10 protein-coding genes are annotated in these 15,301 nt (G+C 38.1%); 1 reads left to right on the top strand and 9 read right to left on the bottom strand.

All coding sequences use genetic code 11. From position 1 onward, the window contains the following. Window positions 1–286: 286 nt before the first annotated feature. The 3 genes from ACO6HM_RS09730 to ACO6HM_RS09720 all read right to left on the bottom strand — a co-directional run bounded on the left by ACO6HM_RS09730 (window position 287) and on the right by ACO6HM_RS09720 (window position 7,656). Entirely contained in the window at window positions 287–3,931 is a 3,645-nt protein-coding gene (locus ACO6HM_RS09730; protein ID WP_485390852.1) for a S8 family serine peptidase, read from the bottom strand. Between the two features lie 246 nt (window positions 3,932–4,177). Beyond that, on the bottom strand, window positions 4,178–5,932 hold the full coding sequence (locus ACO6HM_RS09725; RefSeq protein ID WP_485390851.1) for an ABC transporter ATP-binding protein: 1,755 nt from the start codon (window positions 5,930–5,932) through the stop codon (window positions 4,178–4,180). A 2-nt stretch (window positions 5,933–5,934) separates the two neighbouring features. Further along, window positions 5,935–7,656: an ABC transporter ATP-binding protein/permease gene (locus ACO6HM_RS09720; protein ID WP_485390875.1), complete on the bottom strand. Its 1,722-nt coding sequence runs from the start codon at window positions 7,654–7,656 to the stop codon at window positions 5,935–5,937. 321 nt (window positions 7,657–7,977) lie between these two features. Here ACO6HM_RS09720 and ACO6HM_RS09715 point away from each other — a divergent pair, with 321 nt between their 5' ends. Next, complete coding sequence (locus tag ACO6HM_RS09715; protein WP_485390850.1) at window positions 7,978–8,238, top strand: transposase; 261 nt, start codon at window positions 7,978–7,980, stop codon at window positions 8,236–8,238. Between the two features lie 153 nt (window positions 8,239–8,391). On the opposite strand, the gene ACO6HM_RS09710 is transcribed toward ACO6HM_RS09715, so the two are convergent. The 6 genes from ACO6HM_RS09710 to ACO6HM_RS09685 form a co-directional block, all read right to left on the bottom strand. Continuing rightward, window positions 8,392–10,185, bottom strand: a complete 1,794-nt coding sequence (locus ACO6HM_RS09710; RefSeq protein WP_485390849.1) for an oleate hydratase — start codon at window positions 10,183–10,185, stop codon at window positions 8,392–8,394. Between the two features lie 186 nt (window positions 10,186–10,371). Beyond that, on the bottom strand, window positions 10,372–10,935 hold the full coding sequence (locus tag ACO6HM_RS09705) for a TetR/AcrR family transcriptional regulator (RefSeq protein WP_485390848.1): 564 nt from the start codon (window positions 10,933–10,935) through the stop codon (window positions 10,372–10,374). A 105-nt stretch (window positions 10,936–11,040) separates the two neighbouring features. Next, window positions 11,041–11,856: a helix-turn-helix domain-containing protein gene (locus ACO6HM_RS09700; RefSeq protein WP_485390847.1), complete on the bottom strand. Its 816-nt coding sequence runs from the start codon at window positions 11,854–11,856 to the stop codon at window positions 11,041–11,043. Window positions 11,857–11,934: 78 nt separating this feature from the next. Further along, on the bottom strand, window positions 11,935–12,786 hold the full coding sequence (locus tag ACO6HM_RS09695) for an ABC transporter ATP-binding protein (RefSeq protein ID WP_485390846.1): 852 nt from the start codon (window positions 12,784–12,786) through the stop codon (window positions 11,935–11,937). Continuing rightward, window positions 12,786–14,612, bottom strand: a complete 1,827-nt coding sequence (locus tag ACO6HM_RS09690) for an ABC transporter permease (RefSeq protein WP_485390845.1) — start codon at window positions 14,610–14,612, stop codon at window positions 12,786–12,788. Before ACO6HM_RS09690 ends, ACO6HM_RS09695 begins: the two co-directional genes overlap by 1 nt. Next, window positions 14,599–14,799 (bottom strand): hypothetical protein, encoded by a 201-nt coding sequence (locus ACO6HM_RS09685; protein ID WP_485390844.1) that lies wholly within the window; start codon window positions 14,797–14,799, stop codon window positions 14,599–14,601. Before ACO6HM_RS09685 ends, ACO6HM_RS09690 begins: the two co-directional genes overlap by 14 nt. Between the last annotated feature and the right edge of the window lie 502 nt (window positions 14,800–15,301).

The following is a 15,301-nucleotide window of genomic DNA, read 5'->3' as shown; positions in this document are numbered from 1 at the left end:
TGACACAAACGCCCTGTTGCAGGTGCTTGATTTTTAATGCTATATACTGTATAATCAAAATAAATAGAGGTTGTACCGTTCCCCCACAAGGTTTCTTTGAAACTGGGAGCGGCCACAATCTCTATTTTATCTCTTGAACACTTTTAATATTTCATTATTCAAACTTACCTTTATCATAAAAAAGCACCTCCCTATACATTTATTGTATCAGAGAAGGTGCTTTTATTCCACTAAAATTACACTATTTTTTCACTATTTTGCTTTTAGGCCTTTAATCCTTTATATACTACTTCTTCTTAGCCTTTTTCTTCAAAATAGCATAAGTTCCTGACTTATCTGTCTTAAATACAAGCTCCTTTTTCTTCTTGTCGTAAGAAGCCTTGTAACGCTTGCCGGTTTTTATATCGGCAGCGTAGAATACATAGCCCTTTGCTGCCTTCTTGTATGGAAGCCTTACTTCTACCTTTTCCTTAGACACAAGAAGTTTAACCTTGTAAGCTTCCTTGGTAAAAAGAGCCTTGAACTTCTTAACTATCTTATTTAAGGCTGTCTTTGCCTTAATCTTGGTTAACTGGTACTTCTTTATGCTGCCTGCTTTTCCAGACTCAGAACCCTGGTTAGCAGCGTCTCCCTGAGGAGTCTTATCGCCATCTATATCAAGCTTCGCATCAGGATTAGTTGGCATAGGCGTAATATCAGGTGAAGGCACTAATGAACCACCAGGTGCTGGAGTAGTACCTGGAACTGAAGGTGCTACCGGAACTAATGGAACTGAAGGAGAAGGTACTACAGGTGTAGTAGGAGTAATTTCAGGCTTCTTCTCTTCCTTAATGGACTCTGAAAGAGGAGCATCATATACATTTCCTGCCCAGTCTTCAATGTAGAGGTTAATGTCTTTAAGTTCCTTGCCTTCTCCTGCTTCTGATGTATTGATTACATATACTCCGTTGTCTTCCTTAACTTCAAGGTATTTTACCTTGCCATCTTCCATAATATATGCAGATACATCTCTGATTCCTGAAAGTTCTTCTTTAATCTTACTTACCTTAAATTCGGTCTTTTCAGCATCATAAGAAGAAAGTTCTACTTCAGGCTTAACTCTGTCAACTATAAAGTTAAAGGTCTTTGTTTGGATACTAGCGCCGGATACGAGTGGGTAGTAGCTAACCTCAATAACATACTTTCCATCAGGCGCTTCAGCGTCTCCTACTTTACCGTCCCACTCCCAGTCTTCGCCTGTAGATACCTTTTTATCAATATCTTCCTGTGTTGCAATAGCCTCTCCATGGTAGTTCTTAAGACCTTCTGTATCCTCTTTGCTTGTATAGATTTCATCTCCTGTAGATGCATCTTTTACCTTAAATGTAAAATCTCTGAAGCCTCTTAAGAAGGTTCCATAGAATCTTATAAAGTCATAGGTACCGTCCCCATTAGGAGAAATCGCAAGATGATCGGCTTTATACTCGTTATTTTCTTCATCTACAGGTATTTCTCCGAGTACCGCCTGCTTTCCATTTACTTTACTGCCAAGATGTGTATATGTAGCATAAGGGCTATAATATACAGGTGCCTTTCTTTCATTTTCAAGAGTGTAGATGTCATCCTCAAGTACAGGAAGATTAGCCCAATCTCCTACAAAACCTGTTACAGGTATGCTTAACTCTACTTCTGTATCAGAAGTAAATACTATGAAACCATCAAGATAGTTACCATATGGTGTTTCAGGGAAGTTATATTTTGACACATCTATTTGTGCATTAACGTTAACAGTTTTCCCTGCATCTACAGTTACACTGCCAAGGTCAATAGCACCAAGGGTAACAGGGTCAAGTGTAAAGTATCTTCCTGTCTTTCCATCCTCAACACCGTCTGTAGTGAGGTAGAGCTTGGCATTGTAGGTAATGCTGCTCTTTGTAATATTTTCCAAGGTTACACTTACATCAGCTTTGCCACCTTTTGCTATACTTCCAAGGTTAACACCTGTAACATGGTCTTTCCCGTATAATACGGCTGGCGCATAGATAGCATTGTAAAGATTTAAGACGCCCGCACCCTGCTGTCTAGGTGAACTATAGAGTCCATTTGTTAAACTCTTATGAGGAAGAGCAGAGCTCATAAGAATATTCTTGGTAAGTTCCTGCTTCTTGCTCTCTTTAACCTCAGGGTAATCCCTGTTTATTCTCTGTAAAATAACAGCAATCGCACCTGCTACGTGAGGGGATGCCATACTTGTACCAGACATATTTCCATAAGTCTGGTCATTCAATGTAGAGTAAATATTTCCACCCGGAGCTGTTATATCAGGCTTGAAGTTTCCATCAGATGTAAGTCCCCAGCTGCTGAAATCTGACATTTTGCCTTCGTTAGGGCTCTTAACCTCAACCGTTTTCTTTGCAAAACGGAGCTTAGATGAAGGATTATCTCTCAAGAATATACCATCATCATAGGAAATCATGGTTGTAACTGTTTCTGTATCATTGGTTACCATTCCCATAAGGTTGGAACCGCCCGCCTGGTGATTATGGATGAGCACTATCTTAGCGCCGTGAGCCTTTGCATTCTTAATCTTATCAGCAAAGGTAATTTCACCTCTTTGTATAAGAACAATCTTACCCTCAAGGCCGTTCTCCGTATCATTCTTAAAATCATCCTCTTTACCAAGACCTCTGAATACGACTTCCTTGTAATTATTATACAAGTCTTCTTGATCCTTATAATTGTCTGCGTTCATAAGACTTGCATATACAAGCTTTCTATTGCTTCCTTCAACTTCAACAACACTTCTTCTTACAATGGTATTCTCTATAGAAGCAACTGTAAGTGCATCAGGAACTATACCCGGTGATGCTGCAAGTCCGTAGTCAGGGAATTCTACACTAGGCAGTGCCGTTCCCTGACCAAAATATCCGTCATTACCTTCTGCAATAGCCACAGTCATACCTGTCGCCTTTGCCTTCTTAATTACAACAGACACAGCCGGATCCATAAATCTCTCAGAGCCTGCACCTGAGCCAAGACTCATATTGGCTGCATTTACTCCTAAAGAAACACAGTCTTCAAGAGCATTTACATAATCTCTTGTACGTGCTCCCTTGTCGTTGTCTCCAAATACCTTCATTATAAGTAACTGAGCATTAGGTGCAACACCTACTACTCCGTTATCCTCAGGGTTTACCGGATTAGCTGCAGTAATACCAGCTACATGCATACCGTGAGAATCCTTTTTAGGTTCTAATACGTTATTATCCTTATCAGCATAATCGTATACAAAAGGTATCTTTTGATTTATGTACTGGCCTCTTTTACTTCCTGCAATAAAGCCTTTAGCCAAATCATCGCTTACCTTACCTGTTACTCCCTCATCCAGACGGAAGTCAGGATTATAGACATCTGCACCTGAATCGATGATGGCTACAGCCATTCCCCTACCGTCATATTCAGCAGGCACCTTATCCTTGACCATACGGATGTTGTTTGGCACGTAGCTTCTAAATGCTGCTCTGCCTACCTGTCTCTCAGGCATCTTAGCCTGCTTGTATACCTTCTCCCTGCTTACAACCTCTACCTCAGGCAATTGTGCTATCTTAAGGGCATCAGCCTTGGTAGTCTTGTACACAACTCCTGCAAATTCGGTGTTGAATACCTCTTCAATCTCCGCTTCTACGCCAAGGCTCTTCACCTTCTCAGTAAAGGCTGACACCGCTGAAGCAGGATTTTCTCCATCCTTAAGCATCACAACGAAGGAGCCTTTTCCTTCCTTCTCGCTAGCAAGCAAAGACTTCCAGCTTATAGCAAATGAGCCTGCAGCATATGAAGCAGCCTGATTCAAAGAATCCGTACTTTTGTCATTTGCTAAGGCATACCCTGACTGGAAAGTTGACAAACTTGTAGCCAGCGCAAGGGTAAGACATAACACTTTTTTTGAAACCATTCCTGTTCTCCTCCTATAATGTGATTTTATTGTCTGCATAACACAACCTACTTTATAGTATAATTATTCATAATATTAACTATGCCAATTGGTTATATAATGTCAAACAATTAGGCCCTGGCACACCAAGTATGCCAAACGCGATAACACATTATACATAATAAATTCACAAATGTCTATATTTATACATAAATTCTTAATATTGTTGCATATTTCTAAAAATGTAACCGAAATGAATTTAAATGGTTATGGCTTCATCAAGTCTTCCCCTAATACCCTCCTAAAGTTCTCATTAGCCTCATAGACTTCATCGAAAGTCCCGAAAGCCTCGCAGACTCCATCATTTATAAAAGCTACATAGTCTGCACTTTTAATAGTGGAGAGCCTGTGGGCTATCATTAGGGTTATCCTGCCCTTCTTTAATTCATTTAGAGACTCATTTATCTTGTTCTCGTTTTCATAGTCCAAACTGGCAGTAATCTCATCCATTATCAATATAGGCGAGTCCTTTAAGAATGCTCTTGCTATGGATATTCTCTGCTTCTCACCGCCTGAAAGGCTTGCTCCTCTTTCTCCTACAACTGTCTTTATCCCCTCTGGAAGCCTGTTTATCAGATCCATAACATTGGCATCTTGTAAGGCTTTCTTTATTTCCACATCTCCAGCATCTTCCTTTGCCAATTTTAGATTTTCTTCTATACTACGGTTAAACAGGTAGACATCCTGCGGAATGACGGAAATCATCTTCCTTAACTCCTCTATCTTTATTTCTTTTATGTCATTTCCATTTATGGTAATGTTTCCCTTATCTACATCCCAAAATCTTTGTAAAAGCTTGATTAAGGTGGATTTACCCGAGCCTGAAGAGCCAACTAATACAACGCTCTTTCCCTCTTCTACAGTAAATGAAACATCCTTTATAACCTTGTTTTCTACCCCTGTTTCCCTGTCTTTATAGGCAAATCCGACATTGTTAAATGCTAATCCCCCTACATTTTCACTCATTACATCTTTTGCATTTAACCTGCCGCCATTGATAACAGGCTCTTCTTCATTTAGAAAATCAAATACCCTGCCTGCTGCCGCAAATATTCTTCCATAGTTACTCTTCATAGAAAGCATCTCACTTAAAGGGCTGTATACCATACTTGATACCGCAATAAGCGGAAGTACAAATTCAGCAGAGTATTCACCTTTTATGGCAAAATACACTCCTGCAACGGCTGAGATTACCGAAGAAATGCCTATGATTAGATTGGTGTTGGTTACTTCCTCCACAGCCTCTCTAGAATAGTCAAAATAAGCTTTGTTATAATCATCATTGTACCTAAACATCTTCTTAAAATATGCCCTAAAGCCACGAAATGTAATGATTTCCTTAAGCCCCTGTATCCCGTCTATAATGACAGCGTTTAACTCGCCAAGCCTTGACTGCGTCTCACTTCCGTATCTGTCAGCCTTACTATTTTTCCTGCCTGAGATTAGTAGAATAATAATCGAAAACGCTATAAGGATAAGCGAAAATTCAGGTGAAAAATATCCGACAATGATGAAAGAAATGACTGGTAAAATGATTGCCACAAAGACCTGAATTATCGAATGGGCATAGAACCACTCCAATATTTCCACATCTTCAAGCACGATACTCATTATGTCTCCACTTTTTTCGCCCTCAAGTCCCGCCGGTGCAAGCCTTGCTATCTTCTCATAGGATACACCCCTTAATGTGGTGAGTATCTTGTATGCCGCATCATGCGACACATAGATGTCAAGATAATTTAATACTGCCATACCGATAACCATCGCAAGTACGATTAGAAAATGCATCACAGGGCTTGTCAAAATCCCACTCATAGCCTTTGACACGATTAATGCCGTTTCAAAGCCGAGGCATATAGGCAGGCTCTTGTAAAGGGCATGGATAATAACGCAGAGTATAACATTTATTCTATAATTCTTTATATACTTTGAAAGTAAGAACACATATTTCATCTTACCCATATCTATTTCACTCCTCTTATAAGCCTTCTAAAAAGTTCACAGTTTTCCTCCAAATATCGCCTGTTTCCTCTATCAATAATCTCTCCATCTTCCACCACCAGGATTTCATCGGCCATACTTATAGTGGATAATCTATGAGCTATAATGAGAATACCCTTATCAGGCTTTAGTGACTGCAGGGTTTCCCCTATGCATCTTTCATTTTCCCTATCAAGAGCAGAGGTAGCTTCATCAAAGATGAGAATAGGCGCATCCTTAAGCAAAGCCCTTGCAATAGCTATTCTCTGCCTTTCACCAGCAGAGAACCTGCTGCCAAGCTCATCCACACCAGTATCAAACTCTTCAGGAAGCGACATAATCAGGTCATAAATCATAGCTTTCTTAGCAGCCTCATATATCTCTTCATCGGTAGCAGACGGCTTTCCCATCTTTATATTCTCATAAATGCTCCCGTAGAACAGATGATTATCCTGCCACACAGCAGCTATATTGTCGCCAAAAAATGCTGTATTTTCATTGTTCATCACCTTTTCATTTAGTGTCACTTCTCCACTATCTGCCCTGTAAAACCCCATCATAAGCCCAGCTATAGTGGACTTTCCACCCCCTGACGGTCCTATCAGGGCTATGGTCTTACCCTTATATAGTTCAAAGCTTATGTTCTTTAAGGTATCCTTTTTAGCTCCCTTGTACCTAAAAGACACCTTATTAAAGCTAAGCCTGACATCCCCATTTATAACCTTCTGAAAATGCTTCTCATCAAGTAAGGACTCTAGTTCCTGCCTGTTTTTTGCCTCCCTGCCTATTACATCATTTTCCATAAGATTCTCACTCTTGGTCTCAAGGAATTCACCCAAAGAATATGAGCCTGAAACACCCTGAAAGCCCAGATGCCAGGCACTGATTAGATTTAACATAGGGGAAAATGCCGCCCCTATAGCAAAGAACGAATATATGAGATAATTTTTATCCACATAGCCATAGGCACACCTAAGCCCGGTAATAGCTATAGTCAGTGCAGTACCTACTCTTAAGAAGAACTCTGAAAATGTACCCTCTATGATTGTGACCTTCAGATGAGCCATAATAGCCTTTCTGTAATTCTCACCGTAGTTCTTAATATCCCTTACATACTTAGCATCCGCATTAAATGCCTTAAGGCTAACCATTCCCTGCAAACCGTCCAGGCACTCACTGTAGTAAGTAGCGTGTTCTTCCCACTCTTTCTTTCCCTTTTCTTTCATAATACCAAAAAACAGCATCGGGATGACAAGCATCATTACCACCGAAACAAGGGAAACTATGCCTGTATAGATATCTACATACATAAGGAAAATAATAAATATACCTGCATTTAACACTGCACTTAGAATAACAGGAAGATACTTAGTATAATAATTCATTAGCCATTCTACTCTGGTAGTAAACATTGAAGTCAAGCTACCTGTGCGGATAGTATCAGCATATTCAGGGCCAAGGAGAAAGAGCTTCTGAAGTATCTTCGCTCTTACATTATCCTTTATGCTTCTTCCTGCCTCATTTACCACTCTTACATTTAATCTGTAAAGGAATTTAATCACTATAAGCAGGACAAATATAGAGCCTATAAGCATGGATACAGAGGGACTTCCTATCTGCATAGACTTTAGCAGCTCGTTTATTAAAATACTCAGGCAGACCGATACTGCTGATGAAAACATCGTTATTATTAGCTGTAAGAAAATGGCTTTTGATATTTTACTTTCTGAACCTCTTGAAAATGCAAGCAGAGCTTTATTGATAAAAATAAAATCACCCCCCTGGTAGCTACGTCAAGTCCCCCAAAACCTGATATGGAGTTAGAATATTTAATAGATTACATGAAATATACTACAACCTTTTGTGAATAATATCAATAGTCATTTTCAATTGCAACGGAAATGATGTTCTTTCCGAGAACCATTTCTTTCTTCATATGCGAGAGACTTGAAGGGAACTAAACTTAGTGATATAATACAAAATAACGAGGGGTTAGAGATGAATTTACAATTTTTGCGGAAAATGATGTGCCAAAGCAAAGTTCAGCTTCATTAAAGCGTGCTATCAAAAATTTATCCAAAAGGATTAAGGAACATGAAGAATATATAGAGAATCCATATGTTCATGTTCCAGAGTGGGATAAGGATAAGAGCAACCTTTTCTATGATGGCAAGGCACTGGCTTATTATGAGATGCTTGACATAATTAAGGCAGAATTAGACATAAGGGAACAGGACTTGAAAGAGTTCGGGCTTGATGATAATTTAGAGGAAAAACTGCTTGCATAAAGCAAAGATAATATTTAAAAAAGCGAGTGCAAATAAGGATAATTCCGATATCGCCTAAAGGCCCGCATTGTGTAGTTAAAAGATCTAAAATAAAACTGTCTCTAAACTACATTAGTTTAAAGACAGTTATTTATTATGTTATTAGCCCACTCTCTATTCTATTAACCCACTCTCCCTTAAGAGAATCTCGATATCAGTTCCCTTTGCTACGTTAAGCGCAATCTTTAGAGCAATTTTCTCTTTAAATGACAGAGGAAGTTCAGACAGTTTCTTCTTGTCGATTGCATAGTAAGCAGCCCTTAGAAGCTCTCTTATGTCATACTTTGAGCCCCATACCTCCGGTACGCCGCGGTCAACATTAAGAAGGGTATATACAGCCTCCATTCCGGTACGAATAGAGTATTCTGTAGTAAATATAGTGTCTCTTGGTGTTTCCGTGAACTGTCCAAGGAATGCGAAGTTAACTGCTCCCTTAGGGACTACAAGCGGTCTGTCCTTTTCCTTTCTTGGCTGGAAGAAGGCATTGATATAAGGCATGAAGCAGGTGGTGGTGTTGCAGCAGTTCTTTGCCCATTCGTCTATCTTGTCAAGCGGAGCTCCTATGTGATACAGCCATTCTCTGCACACCTCTTCACCTGTACAGTCACGCATAGCCTTCTTGACGTAGTTTCCTTCTTTATTGGTAGTAAGTGCATATACCCAAATCAAAACAGTATCCTTATTTTGAGACTTAAACTGTGGCTGGCGGTTGATAGTCCAGGACAGATACCAGTTATCCGTACTATCCTTTACAGTTACTATACCGCCTGTGGTAACCTTTCCTGCCCTTGGGTCTCTCTTACATATGCTGATTATCCTTTGAATGATTTCCTCATCTGAGGTTTCAACTGTTGCACTCATCCAGTTGGTTGCTTCAACATCACTGCAGAACTTGTCAGGATTTCCATACTCACCGTTTTTAGCCTGAGATGCGATATTTTTCCACAAATCCCATGACTCACCTTCACCATTCTTCACATTGCTTATATCAGGCGCGGTATTCTGGTCTCCATAGCAGGAGGTATCCGTACAACATCCATTTGTAATGAATACCAAATCATCCTCTACAAGGTCTATCTGATCCGTCTCTCCATTCTTCTCGTATACAATCTGAGTGGCAACCTTTCTTCCATTCTCATCCTTAATGATAACATTTTTAACATCTATACCGTATTCTACCTTTACTCCGTGATTTTCAAGATATTTTACAAGTGGAAGTATCATACTTTCATACTGGTTGTACTTTGTAAAACGAAGTGCAGTAAAGTCAGGAAGCCCATCTATATGGTGGCAGAATCTACATAAATATCTCTTCATCTCAAGTGCAGACGACCATCTTTGAAATGCGAACATGGTCTGCCAGTACAGCCAGAAATTAGTTTCCCAGAAAGAGTCCGGCAGAACCTCGCTTATCTTCTTGTCTTCAAGCTCCTTCTCCGGTGTCATAAACAGCTTGGTAAGTGCCATCTGGGACATCTTATCAAGTGTAAATTTTTTATCTGTATGCGCATCCTGTCCGCGTTTTTCAGAGGCTCTGCAAAGCGAGTAGTTCGGATCGTGTTTATTTAACCAATAATATTCATCAAGCACAGATATTTCAGGATTTTCTATGGAAGGCACATCTCTGTACATGTCCCACATACACTCAAAGTGGTTGTCCATCTCCCTTCCGCCCCTCATGTAAAAGCCCTTTCTCACGTCTTTTCTACCATCGCAGCTGCCTCCTGCGAGCGTAAGCTTCTCAAGCAGATGAATCCTCTCACCCTTTACCTGTCCATCCCTTACAAGATAGAATGCTGCAGAAAGCCCTGCAAGTCCTGTTCCTATTATATAGGCTGATTTCCTGTCAGCTCCCTCCGGCTTCTCCGGCTTTGCAAATGCTTCATAAGTTCCTGCTGAATAATACATAGGCTTAGTCTCCTTTTCATTTATTTTTGTAGCTAAACTCCCTTGTCTAGCTCATCTGTTTTCTATGTGCATAAGTATAAGCATTATTCTAAGATAATAATATGCACAAAATCGGGGGATTGTCAGCATATACGACAATCCCCCGATTTTGGGTTAAAATACGACAAATCACCGTCTTTGTCGTATTTATTTATTCAATTTTGCATTGTTTAGAGCCTGCTCAAAGTTGCCTTGAATAAGCGAATTTAGGCGTTCTACAATGAGTGTGGGCTCATCTTTCATTCCATTGTCAATCCATTCCAGCAAAAGACCCACAAAGCCGTATTTATAAAAGTTTGCAATAAAGGCCTTGTCGTCTTCTCTGATAACCATTCCCTTTGCCTTTTCCTCCAACACATCGTAAAGAAGCTGATATGTAGCCTTATATAAGTACCTGTGCAGATAGTCACTCGGCACATTGCGGTAAATATTTATAATAAAATTCTTGTCTTTTTTTATCATGTTGAATATAGACAAAAAGCCTTCCTGCCAGGTTTCATATGTACGATTTTCGCTTAATGCTCTTTCTGCATCCGATTCGCAAATCCATTCTGTGAGCTCCAAAATGTCATGAAAGTGATAATAAAAGGTCTGACGGTTCATTTCACACTTTTCTGCGATATCATTTATTGTTATTTTGTTTAGAGGCTTTTCCAGTAATAATTCCTTAAAAGCAAATGCAATAGCAAGCTTAGTCGTTGACTTGCTCATCTTTTCACCTTCTTTCTCAGCCTCATTATATCACAGTACATTTGCAAATCTCAATATGGCAGAGCCGCTATTCTCTGCAAGGGCCTGTCTGTATCAATATATTATTTATCCTTTAATCTTAAATACCCTGAAATGGTTTTTATTGTCATTTGATTTCTCTATGTTACAGGTAAAACCACAGTTTTTATCAGGATTTTTTGTTAGAATGAGCCCCATTAGAGTACTTACAAAAGCCATACTATAGGCCTTTTTCGACTCATTCACACTGACAAACAATGCGTACTCATTCCCATTTTCAATATTATAAAATTCATCAATAAAATCCTTGATATTACACCAGTCATGCTTTTCATAGACAAGCTCATAGTCTGCATTGTCAGACATATCAAAGAATTCAGGTTCCTCTTCCACATCTTCTCCTTTGTGAAATTCTTCATAATCAAACCTGCCAATATCTGAAATAGCCACATTATCTAAATGGCGATTTACATTATCGATTAATTTTTCATACTTATCTGCATGTAGTCCAAACTCTGATGCTTGATTGTATGCCTGCATTTCTTCAGTAATTTTCTTCCTTACTGCATCAATCTTATTTTTGGTATTGTTCATTTCAGTTTGATATGACTGTCGGATATCTTTGATTTCCTGCAATCTCTTTTCCCCTTTAGCTATTTTTTCGTCAAAGGCTCTACAGATTGCAAGATTATCCTTATCAAGAAGCCCTCTTATCTCATCTATTGTAAATCCGGCTTTTTGAAGATTTTTTATTTTAACAAAAACATAAGCCTGCTCCTCATCGTAATATCGGTATCCTGACCACCTATCTACTTTAACCGGTTTCAGTAGGTCTATTTGATCATAATAACGAAGTGTCTGAGGATTGCAGCCACAGATATGGGCAAATTCTTTAATCGTCATATCATCCTCCTTCCTGAACCATTTATATCATTACAGCTTACTGTAAGGTCAAGGAGAATTTTATACCATTTCCACATATTAATTCATCAGATTCAAATAAGAATCGTTAAGTGTAGGCGTTACCTCCCATGCTGATTCTATGGGCTTTTCTTTTGATATTACTCTCAACAAAACTCCATCTTCAAGCAAGTCTTTCTTTGAAATGAAATAATTACTTTCAAAATGTAATGACTCATCTTCACTTGTTTTTAATTCCCAAACATTGCCTTTACACCTTGCGATGAGTTCATCTTTACTACCATTATAAACGCTTTTACCATTATCAAGTATAAGCAATCTCTTACAGGTAGACTCGATATCAGAAACTATATGTGATGATATTATTATAGTCCTATTTCTTGAAAAAGTAGTTAGTACATTACTAAAATGTATTCTCTCCATAGGATCTAAGCCTACTGTTGGTTCATCCACCAAGAGTAAATCCGGATTGCCTATAAGTGAAACAGCTATACCCAGCCTTTGTTTCATTCCACCGGAAAGTGACTTGGTCTTAATTCCTTTGCATTCTTCAAGATGGACTGTTTTAAGTAAATTTTCTATTATATCTGTCTTATCCTTTTTTACCATATTAAGTTCAGAAAAATAGTCCATAATTTCAAATACGGTCATATTGGGGTAAAACGAAAATTTTTGTGGTATATAGCCTATTCTATGTCTTATTTCGTTAATATTCCGTATTTTTTCGCCACCGTAAAAAATCTCTCCTGCATCTTTTTCAAGAACACCTGCAAGTATTTTTATAAGCGTTGTTTTGCCTGCACCATTTGCCCCCAAAAGCCCATACATTCCCTCTTTTACATGGAAACTTATATCACTTAATGCAGGCTTTTCTTCATAATTCTTACACAGCCCATTTACCTTTATTTCCATCAATTTCTACCCAATCCTTTACCTTTTACTATGAAAAACAGTATCACTGCCATTATATAAACACCTGCTATAAGGCTGATTACTGAATATTTCAGGTGGTTAGTATAACAGCAGACATTTAGAAAAGCAACATTTTCTTTACCTACTGCACAGAACAGATAATATCCCAAATAAGCTACATATCCTGTAATTTCCTTGCCTGTTGCCTCTGAAAATATCACTCCAAACAACCCAAGATACAGGGAACTGATGCAAATGGATATGGCCCACAATCCAATAACTACATCATTCATATACGAAATAAAATATAATGAAAATGTTATTAACCCTACTGTTAACATAACTCCCATTATGAATCTTGTAAAATATATTTTAGTATAGGAAGTTCTCACTGTATAAGTAAACTCGGTAACTCCATTTCTTTTTTCTATATTACATAGTGGTAATAGCATAAACATAGAGAAAAATATCACTATATTTTCACCGGTAGTTTTTATGTCATATTCATTCATGTTTCTATTTGCAAATCTTATTAACAACACAAGTAAAAATAGTATGCTTATTATCACATTACTGTTATATGCAAGTTTCAATTGATAAACTAAAAATGATTTTTCCTTACAACACAGCTGTTCATGCTTCTTTTTGCTCAACCTATCAAAAAATATATCATTTATATAGTTCCTCCTGTATTTAAGCCTTCTACCGTTTCTTGCCTTATCAAATATCGTTACAGAAATAGCAGTAATGATAATTGATAAAAATACCATAAATATACGATTTATATATATGTCATTTTTTATTCCATCGTAATACTTATCCATCCCAAAAGAACTAAATCTTATTACTACCCTCCATATCTCATAATTCCCCATAAATGTAGCTATAGACAACAACCAGACAATAAACTGTACTCCGAAAACGAGGATTAAATTATTTGATAAAATATCCAGAAAAACTGATAGCGAAACAGTTACCAATATGGTAGGAACTATCCAAACAGCCCAGTACTTTATAAAAGGAATGCAAGAAATAATATAGCCATAAGTTATCGATTCGCTGTAAAAGTACACTGCTCCAATGATTGTCATAATTAATGTCATTAAACAAATAGGTATGACTGCTGACGCAATTCTTATAAGTATAATTTTTGAACTTTTACTATTGGACGCATATATGAATTCCCTGACATAGTTCTGCCTGTCTTTTATAAAAACAGTAGCCGCTATGATTGCTGAAACAAGGCTTGTTAATATTCCCATATAGTTCATAAAATATCTTGCATATCCTTCTGCAAGTCCCGACTTTAGTGAGTAATTAAATATCTCTCTTTCCTCTTTTACCACATTACGGTTATCATCATGTAATCTATTTATTCCAAACCTTTTATATTTATAAACAGCATAAAGTCCGGACTTTTCACCATAATGGTAATTTGTCCTATAGCCTATTGTTTTCTCAAATCCATTTATTAATTCCAAAATTTCCTTATCAGTTAAGCTTATTTCAACCTCTGACATTTTCTCGTCTACATTAAATGAGGGATTTATTCTTGTTATTATTTCTTCTAATCTTGCTCTTATCTCCTCATTTATCTCTAAATCAACAGGAATTCCATTGCCTTCCTCTCCGCCATAGACAACCAAGCTGCCCTGCTTTACATCTTCCTTTAACTTAAAATAGCTATATTCTCCAAAACTCAGCGGTTTGCTATAATAGTAGTCAACTTCAGGTGCAATTGATAAAAATGTAAATCCCATCACCAACAGCATGGCTATCACAAATACTATAGATACTGTATTTTTCTTTATTTCAATCCATAACATAGTCTGCCCCTTTTGAAATTATAGCCCTACGGCTTAATAATATCGCATTATTCCCAACTCCCTTTTGTTTTACAAGATTTTGCCATATCTCAAACGCTTTATCAAGATTCCCAGCTTCAAACTCATATTTTGCTTCCATATATCCAATTTCAGATTCAAACAACAGTGACGCTACGAATGATAACATTTCAGACTCGCTCCGGCATCCGCTTCGCTCCGCCTAATGCGCTCGCTTAGAATTTATCATTCGTAGCTGATACCTTAAATTTATGAAAATAACAACCGAATACCAAATTAAAGACAGCCACTCCGACCTGGCCCAATGTGGCTGATGTGTTTGCTTGCAATTATTCATCAATTAAACAGCCGGAGCTGATAATGCCGCATAGTTCGCTGTTTCCACTCTGACATCGTGCTACGCACTCGTCACTCGTGGACAGCTATTATATAGGCAGGACTAACGCACCTTGCTTCGTTGCTTCGCAACTTGCAAAGTGCGAGTCACTGCCAAAAAGCGAGCGCGTTAGGTTTTTCGTAATCATGTAAAAACTTAAAAATAGCACCTTGCAGAAAAACCGGAGCGAGTCTGGACATTTATCAGCGAAGGCGTAACTTAGTCAAAAAACAAACACATCAGCCCTACAAATTAGAAGTTACTGACATTATAAATCATCAAACAACCAGTCCAC

The sequence above is a fragment of the Catonella sp. genome (assembly GCF_057250765.1).
The sequence above is the reverse complement of the archived record's forward strand: the minus strand, read 5'-3'. Positions and strand labels throughout refer to the sequence as shown.

Coding starts and splice junctions, on each gene's coding strand:
- ACO6HM_RS09730 (WP_485390852.1), bottom strand. CDS start 3,931: ATGGTTTCAAAAAAAGTGTTATGTCTTACCCTTGCGCTGGCTACAAGT.
- ACO6HM_RS09700 (WP_485390847.1), bottom strand. CDS start 11,856: ATGACGATTAAAGAATTTGCCCATATCTGTGGCTGCAATCCTCAGACA.
- ACO6HM_RS09725 (WP_485390851.1), bottom strand. CDS start 5,932: ATGGGTAAGATGAAATATGTGTTCTTACTTTCAAAGTATATAAAGAAT.
- ACO6HM_RS09705 (WP_485390848.1), bottom strand. CDS start 10,935: ATGAGCAAGTCAACGACTAAGCTTGCTATTGCATTTGCTTTTAAGGAA.
- ACO6HM_RS09710 (WP_485390849.1), bottom strand. CDS start 10,185: ATGTATTATTCAGCAGGAACTTATGAAGCATTTGCAAAGCCGGAGAAG.
- ACO6HM_RS09695 (WP_485390846.1), bottom strand. CDS start 12,786: ATGGAAATAAAGGTAAATGGGCTGTGTAAGAATTATGAAGAAAAGCCT.
- ACO6HM_RS09690 (WP_485390845.1), bottom strand. CDS start 14,612: ATGTTATGGATTGAAATAAAGAAAAATACAGTATCTATAGTATTTGTG.
- ACO6HM_RS09685 (WP_485390844.1), bottom strand. CDS start 14,799: ATGTTATCATTCGTAGCGTCACTGTTGTTTGAATCTGAAATTGGATAT.